The sequence below is a fragment of the Pseudomonas peli genome (assembly GCF_050563605.1).
GTDB lineage: Bacteria > Pseudomonadota > Gammaproteobacteria > Pseudomonadales > Pseudomonadaceae > Aquipseudomonas > Aquipseudomonas peli_A.
On the sequence record NZ_JBNXUH010000013.1, the window covers coordinates 73210 to 80875 of the forward strand.

A 7666-nucleotide genomic window follows, 5' to 3' on the forward strand; every position below is an offset into this window, starting at 1 on the left:
CTCAGGATTCGAACTGGGGAAGCAGCTCACGCAGCGCTTCCAGGTTTGTTTGATTGCGCAGCACCTCATAGGTGGCACGTACATCCAGATGCAGCGGGTGCTCCTCCTCGTAGAAGGCCACATGCTCGCGCAGTAACTGCCAGGCACGCCCGGTGCCCTGGCCAAAGGGTCGGTCCTCGATAAAGTCGAAGGCCTGGCCGGCAAGCAGGTACTCGATGGCCAGCACATGCAAGGCATTATCCAGGGCCTTATCCAGTTTCAGGGCCGCGCTTTCGCCCAGGCTCAGATGGTCTTCTTGCAGCCCGGAGGTGAGGAAGTTGTCGGTAACCGCCGGCAGCGCCAGGCGCTTGTTGTCCGCCACCAATGACGCCGCGCTGTACTGGACGATCATCATCCCCGATTTGACGCCGCTGCCGTGGGTCAGAAACGGCGGCAACTTGTTCGCTTGCGGGGTGACCAGACGGAAGCTGCGCCGCTCGGAAATACTGCTCCACTCGCAGACGGCAATCGCCAGCAGGTCACAGGCCATCGCCACCGACTCGCCGTGGGGGTTGGCCTGGGAAATTACCCGATAGGTGCCGTTCTCCTTGACCACCAGCGGGTTGTCGGTCGCCGAGTTGAGTTCGCCGGCAATCTGCTGGGCCGCGTGTTGCAGCTGATCGCGGCAGGCACCCTGCACCTGGGGGATTGAACGCACACTCAAGGCATCCTGCAGGTGTTCACCCTGGCAACGCTCAATCACCCGGCTGCCCTGTAGCAGATGACGCAGATTGCTCGCGCTTTGCTGCATGCCCACGTGGGCTTTGCGCTGGATCGCCGCCACACTGATGGCATCCAGCTGCCCGCCAAGTGCCTCGAAACTCATGGCCGCAATGATATCGGCCCAATCGGCCAGCGCGCTGGCGTCGGCCAGGGTCAGGCAGGCCAGTCCGGTCATTGCCGGCGTGCCATTGACCAGGCACAAGCCATCCTTCGCGCCCAGCGCAACGCTGGCCATGCCCACGGCCTCAAGCGCCGCCTGAGCCATAACCCGCTGACCGCGAAACTCGACCTCACCCTGCCCCAGCAACGCCAGGCCAATGTGCGCCATATGCGAGAGGTAGCCGACCGAGCCCTGCGCCGGCACCAACGGCACGATGTCGTGGTTGAGCAGGTTCAACAGGCCTTCCACCACCTGCGGGCTGACGCCCGAATAGCCGTGGCTGTAATTGACCACCGCACAGCAGATGATCGCCCGCACCTGCTCGGCGCGCAGCGGCGCACCAATGCCGCAGGCATGGCTCATCAGGGTGTGGCGGGATAGCTTCTGCAGCTCGCTCGGCGCCAGCACCACATGGCACAGCGCGCCCAAGCCGGTGTTGATGCCGTAATGCGGCTTGCTTGAGCCGGCGATGGCGAGGATCGCCGCACGGGCCTCCTGCACCCGCGACCAGGCTTGCGTCGACAGCTTTAGCGGACGGCGATCACGGGCCACCGCGACCACGTCCTGCCAGGCGATAGGGCCATCGCCAATCAGCACTGCCTCGGCCGGCTTACTCATGGACCGCTCCCGCCAGCCGCTCTTGCGCCTCGGGTTGCTCGCTGACCGGCTCGCCCCTGTTGAAGACAAACACCCGGGCCGCTGAAGCGACAATCAGAATGAACACAAACAGCACGGTGAAGCCACCCGCCGCCGCCAGGTACTTGATCCCTTCGACACCCTGGGCGCCGCCACCGAAGGCCACCATGATGTAGGCAATGGCGGCGATGGAAACGCCCCAGATGACCTTCTGCCGCTTCGGCGACTCTTCATCCGCACGGATGTCGTGGGTGCAGATCGAGGCGATGGTCGAGGTCATGGAGTCCGCAGCGGTGGCGAAGGAAATGATCAGGGTAAAGATTGCCAGCGGCACCAGAATCACGGCCAGCGGCAGGTTCTGCAGGAAGCCCCAGAGCCCGGAGACCGCGCCGTTCTCGGTGACGATACGCACCAGGTCAAGGGTGCCGTCCATCTGCCACTTGATCGCCGAGCCACCCCAGATGGCGAACCAGACGATGCCGAATACCGACGGCAGCACCCAATTGATGATCAGAAACTCACGCAGGGTACGGCCGTAGGAAATACGCGCGAGGAACAGCCCCATCAGCGGCGCGTAGGCGATCCAGATCGACCAGTCGTACATCGTCCACCAGGTCACCAGGGCCTCACCGCCGGACTCCTTGGTGTCGAACGACCAGAGGAAGAAGTTGTTCAGCCAGTAACCCAGCGCGGTGGTCGACAGGCTGAAGATGTAGCTGATCGGGCCGATGATCAGCAACACGATCACGAAGGCGTAGAAGATGTAGGCGTTAACCGAGGAAAGAAACTGGATACCGCGCTTGAGCCCCGACAGGGCGGAGGCGATAAACACCACGGAGATAATCAACGTCAGCACCAGCCAAGTCGTCGGCGTCGAGCTGATGCCGTACTGTGACTCGATACCCGAACCGATCAGCGCCAGCCCGGCGCCCAGCGAGGAAGCCAGACCGAGGGCGATGGCCAGCACTGCCACCACGTTGATCAGCGACTTGACCCACGGCCGCTCGCCATAACGGCCGATCACCGGCGCCAGGGCCGAGGAGATGGAGAACGCCTGTTTCCGGTTGTAGTGCATATAACCGATCATCAGGCCCACTACCGAATACATGGCGTAGGGGATAAAGCTCCAGTTATGGAAGCTGCGCGCCAGGGCGAAGACCGCCGCCTCGGCACTGCCGGCGGCGAAGGATTGGTTGCCGATTTCGCCGTAGACATTGCCCAGGTAGATGATCGGCTCATTCACCGAATAGGTGACCACACCCGTGGCGATTCCGCCCGTCAGCGCCATGGCGAAGGTCGAAGCCATGGAAAACGCCGGCTTGGCATGTGCCCCGCCCAGGCGAATATCACCGGCCTTGGAACAGAAGATATAAGCGGTCACCGCCAACGCCGAAAACGCCAGCAGCTGATACAGCCAGGCGAAGTCGGACAGGGAGAAATAGAAGATTTTCTTGGCCACGCTGACCAGCGCCGCGTTGTCGACCAGCCCGACGATTACGGCGAGAAGAATGATGGTAAATGCGGGGATAAAGACCCCTGCATTCAGGCGCTTACGGCTACTTGTATTCATTATTGCCTGCCCTCTGCAAACTACACTCGGTAGAAACACAGGTTCGGCGCGAGCCTCTGCTCGCCGCGCCGAACCCGCTCTTTCAGCTCATGGTTAACGACCACCCAGCATGGGCAGGTCCAGGCCCTGCTCGCGGGCACAATCGGCGGCGATCTGATAACCGGCATCGGCGTGACGCATTACCCCGGTGCCCGGGTCGTTGCGCAGCACGCGGCCAAGGCGGGCGTGGGCTTCTGGCGTGCCATCGGCGACGATCACCACACCGGAGTGCTGCGAATAGCCCATACCGACGCCGCCACCATGGTGCAGCGACACCCAGGTCGCGCCGCCTGCGGTATTCAGCAGGGCGTTGAGCAGCGGCCAGTCGGATACGGCGTCGGAGCCGTCCTGCATGGACTCGGTTTCACGGTTGGGGCTGGCCACCGAGCCGGAATCGAGGTGGTCGCGGCCAATCACGATCGGCGCTTTCAGCTCGCCGCTGGCGACCATGTCGTTGAAGGCTTGAGCCAGGCGTGCGCGGTCTTTCAGGCCGACCCAGCAGATACGTGCTGGCAGGCCCTGGAAGCTGATGCGCTCGCGGGCCATATCCAGCCAGTTGTGCAGGTGGGCGTCGTCCGGGATCAGTTCCTTGACCTTGGCATCGGTCTTGTAGATGTCCTCAGGGTCGCCGGACAGCGCCACCCAGCGGAACGGGCCGATGCCCTGGCAGAACAGCGGACGGATATAGGCCGGGACGAAACCGGGGAAGTCGAAGGCGTTATCGACGCCCTCCTGCAGAGCCATCTGGCGGATATTGTTGCCGTAATCGAACGTCGGCACGCCCATCTGCTGGAAGGCCAGCATGGCGCGTACATGCACGGCCATGGACTGCTTGGCGGCCTTGACCACCACGGCCTCCTCGGTTTTGCCGCGGGCCACGTATTCGTCCCAGCTCCAGCCGGCCGGCAGGTAGCCGTGACGCGGGTCGTGGGCGCTGGTCTGGTCGGTGACCATATCCGGGCGCACACCGCGGCGTACCAGTTCCGGGAGGATCTCCGCAGCGTTGCCGCAGAGGGCAATGGACACCGCCTTGCCTTCGCTGCAGTACTTGTCGATACGCGCCAGGGCGTCGTCCAGATCGCTGGCCTGCTCGTCGACATAACGGGTTTTCAGGCGGAAATCGATACGGCTCTGCTGGCACTCGATATTCAGCGAGCAGGCGCCGGCCAGGGTCGCGGCCAGTGGTTGCGCGCCGCCCATGCCGCCGAGGCCGGCAGTCAGTACCCAACGGCCCTTGAGGTTGCCGCCGTAATGCTGGCGACCGGCTTCGACGAAGGTTTCATAGGTGCCCTGGACGATGCCCTGGCTGCCGATATAGATCCAGCTGCCAGCGGTCATCTGGCCGTACATGGCCAGCCCCTTGGCATCCAGTTCGTTGAAGTGCTCCCAGGTGGCCCAGTGCGGCACCAGGTTGGAGTTGGCCAGCAGCACGCGTGGCGCGTCCTTGTGCGTTTCAAACACGCCAACCGGCTTGCCGGATTGAATCAGCAGGGTCTGGTTGTCTTCCAGACGGGTCAGCACTTCGACGATCTTGTCGTAGCACTCCCAGTTGCGTGCGGCGCGGCCGATGCCGCCATACACCACCAGTTCCTTGGGGTTCTCAGCCACTTCCGGGTCGAGGTTGTTCATCAGCATGCGCAGGGGCGCTTCGGTCAGCCAGCTCTTGGCGGTCAGCGTAGTGCCACGGGCGGCGCGGATTTCGGTGTCACGGAAAAGGCTCATAGCAAGCTCCTTATCAACAGATCGTTAGGTGCGGGCGGCTTACAGCCAGCCCATGTAGAGCGCCAGGTAGCCCAGCGGAATGCTGAACAACAGGCTTAAGAACGTGCGTTGCAGCCAGACCAGCAACAGGTCGCGCAGACGCAGGGGAATTCGCGTGGCCAGCACGCAGGGAATCGAGGCAGAGAGAAACAGCACGCTGCTCACCGAGACGATGGCGGTGACGAACTTGACCAGCACGTCGGCGTCTTTCAGCAACATGGCTGGCAGGAACATCTCCGCCAGGCCTGAGGAAATGGCGCGGGCCACCTGCATCGGCTCATTCAGGCCAAACAGCCAGGTCAGCGGGTAGAACAGCACACCGAGGGCATCGAACAGCGGGGTGTATTTGGCGGCGAGCAAACCGAGCAGGCCGACGGCGAGGATGCTCGGCAGGATGGCGGCGGTCATGCGCAGGCCATCGACAAAGGTCTCGCGCAACGCACTAAGCAACGAGGGCGCACTGGCGGCTTGGCTCAGCCCGGCACGCCAGGCGCTGCCGATACGGCTTTCGCCTGCTTGCAGCTGTGGCTCCGGACGACTTTCAGTAGGTAGACGTGACAGCGGGTAGATACGCGCGCTGACGGCAGTAACGGCAAAGGTCACCAGCATCGCGCTCCAGAAATACAGGTTCCAGACCTCCATCAGGCCCAGGGTCTTGGCGATGATCACCATAAAAGGCGCCGACACCGTAGAGAAGCCGGTGGCGATAATCGCCGCCTCACGCACGCTGTAGTGGCCCTGCTGGTACATGCGATCGGTGATCAAAAGTCCCACCGAGTAGCTACCCACGAACGAGGCCACGGCATCGATTGCCGACTTGCCCGGCGTGCGCCAGATCGGTCGCATCACCGGCTGCATCAGCACGCCGACCAATTCGAGCAGGCCGAAGCCGATCAGAAAAACCAGCGCCAGCGCACCCAGCGGCACGATCAGCGCCAGGCTGAGTACCAGCTTGTCGAACAGAAACGGCAGCATGCCCGGCTGATACAGCGCTTCAGGCCCGACACGGAATAGATAGGCCACGCCGATCAGCAGGCCGAGCACCTTGAGTACGCTGAACACGGTGCGCGTCAGATCGCCGCGCCAGCTGCCGCTAAGCCAGGGCTGCAGTGCGCCGTAGAGCATAAACAGCATGGCAATAGTGATCACCAGCGGCCGCGCATGGGTTTGCAGGGCGCTGGCGGCATGGTCGAGAAGGATGGTCGAGCGCCCGCCGATTTCGAAGGGTACGAAAAACAGCAACAGGCCAATCAGGCTGTAGCCGAGCAGCCGGACCAGGGCGCGGCCCTTGGACACGCTGGCAAAAGCCGTGAGCTGTTCAGACATGACGGCTCTCCGCGCGCAACAAACGGGGTGCCGGGCTGCCGCCGTGGCGGTGCTGGGTGAAGGGTGTCATCTGTGCATTCCTCTGTATTTATTGTTGTCAGGGAAGTGGCCAAGTAGCGCTTAGCCGGTCAGGGTCAACAGGTGAATCAGCCGCGCCGCGACCTTGGCGGTGCGGCTGTCGATATCGTGTTCGGGGTTGAGTTCGGCCAGGTCCATCAGGCGCAGCTTGCCGCTGTCGCGCACGGTTTCCAGCAGCGGCTCAAGCAGCGCCAGCGGCACGCCACGCGCTGCCGGGGCGCTGACGCCCGGTGCTTCGCAGGCGGGCAGCACGTCGATATCGATGGTCAGGTAGATCGCATCGCAACCGGCGACAAAGGCCGACAGTTCGGCACTGATAGCCGCCAGGCTGCCTTCGCGGATCTCGCGGTCTTCACGCACCAGCACGTTCAATTCGGCGGCGCGCTGGAATAAGGCGCGGGTGTTGCTCGCCCGGCTGACGCCGAGGCAGGCATAGGCGAACGGCCAGCCGCGTGCGGCGCACTGCTCGGCAATCTGCGCGAACGGCGTGCCGGAGGAGCGGGCGTGAGCCGGGTCGCGCAGATCAAAATGCGCATCGAAATTGATAATGCCGATCCGAGGTTTGCCACCAGCTAAGTGTTCGGCAATACCCTGCCAGCTGCCGAAGGCCACCTCATGGCCGCCACCCAGAACGATGGGCAGATGCCCGGCATCCAGCAGCGCGCAGACGTTGTGGCCGAGACGCGCCTGAGCGCTTTCCAGATCGCCATCGGCGCACAGCACATCACCGGCGTCATAGGCCGCGCCCTGGCGATGCCAGGCCAGGTTGGCCAACGCCTTGCGTATCGCCAGCGGACCATTTACCGCGCCAACGCGGCCATGATTGCGGCGCACGCCTTCGTCGCTGGCGAAACCGAGCAGGGCGACGCCAGGCTGGCTGTCCGCGCTCAGGGCCTGAATGCGCTGATGCCAGCGCGGGCTGTCGGCTTCCGGGTCGACGCGGCCCTGCCAGAGGTCCATGGAGTTGCGATCAGCGTGCATGGGTATTGGCCTCTTTGCTGTAGCTAATGACGCCGCTGAAGATGCGCTGACGCAGCCGGCCCGGCTGGACTGCATAGGCCAACTCGGCAGGTTGCTGCACATCCCACAGGCACAGATCGGCGGGGGCCCCAACCNTCGATCCSCCCCCGGKCAGGGCGGSCGMGGGCGCGGGCGGCMTGGGGGGGCATACCSGCCMGGGSYTCGCGCGGGGGCAAACGGRAMAGGGGGCAGGSCTGGGTWAGGGGCAGGGGGGGGAANGCAGGGCGCAGGGGGGCGGGGGCGGCAGCCTCGGTCATCCCCAGGAGGGGGCGGCCGAGGGCGCGGGCGAAATGGGTGGTGGTACCGTCGAGGGC

At 63.9% G+C, this 7666-nt stretch carries 5 protein-coding genes; all 5 read right to left on the minus strand.

Annotated elements, in window-relative coordinates; translation table 11 throughout:
* Position 1: 1 nt before the first annotated feature.
* On the minus strand, positions 2 to 1540 hold the full coding sequence (locus ACQ4LH_RS16190) for an HAL/PAL/TAL family ammonia-lyase (RefSeq protein WP_430698092.1): 1539 nt from the start codon (positions 1538 to 1540) through the stop codon (positions 2 to 4).
* Positions 1533 to 3128: a BCCT family transporter gene (locus tag ACQ4LH_RS16195; protein WP_430698093.1), complete on the minus strand. Its 1596-nt coding sequence runs from the start codon at positions 3126 to 3128 to the stop codon at positions 1533 to 1535. Before ACQ4LH_RS16195 ends, ACQ4LH_RS16190 begins: the two co-directional genes overlap by 8 nt.
* Before the next feature lie 93 nt (positions 3129 to 3221).
* Entirely contained in the window at positions 3222 to 4889 is a 1668-nt protein-coding gene (gene hutU / locus ACQ4LH_RS16200; RefSeq protein WP_430698094.1) for a urocanate hydratase, read from the minus strand.
* A gap of 39 nt (positions 4890 to 4928) precedes the next feature.
* Positions 4929 to 6254 (minus strand): YjiH family protein, encoded by a 1326-nt coding sequence (locus tag ACQ4LH_RS16205; RefSeq protein ID WP_430698095.1) that lies wholly within the window; start codon positions 6252 to 6254, stop codon positions 4929 to 4931.
* Positions 6255 to 6374: 120 nt separating this feature from the next.
* Entirely contained in the window at positions 6375 to 7313 is a 939-nt protein-coding gene (gene hutG, locus ACQ4LH_RS16210; RefSeq protein ID WP_430698096.1) for a formimidoylglutamase, read from the minus strand.
* Between the last annotated feature and the right edge of the window lie 353 nt (positions 7314 to 7666).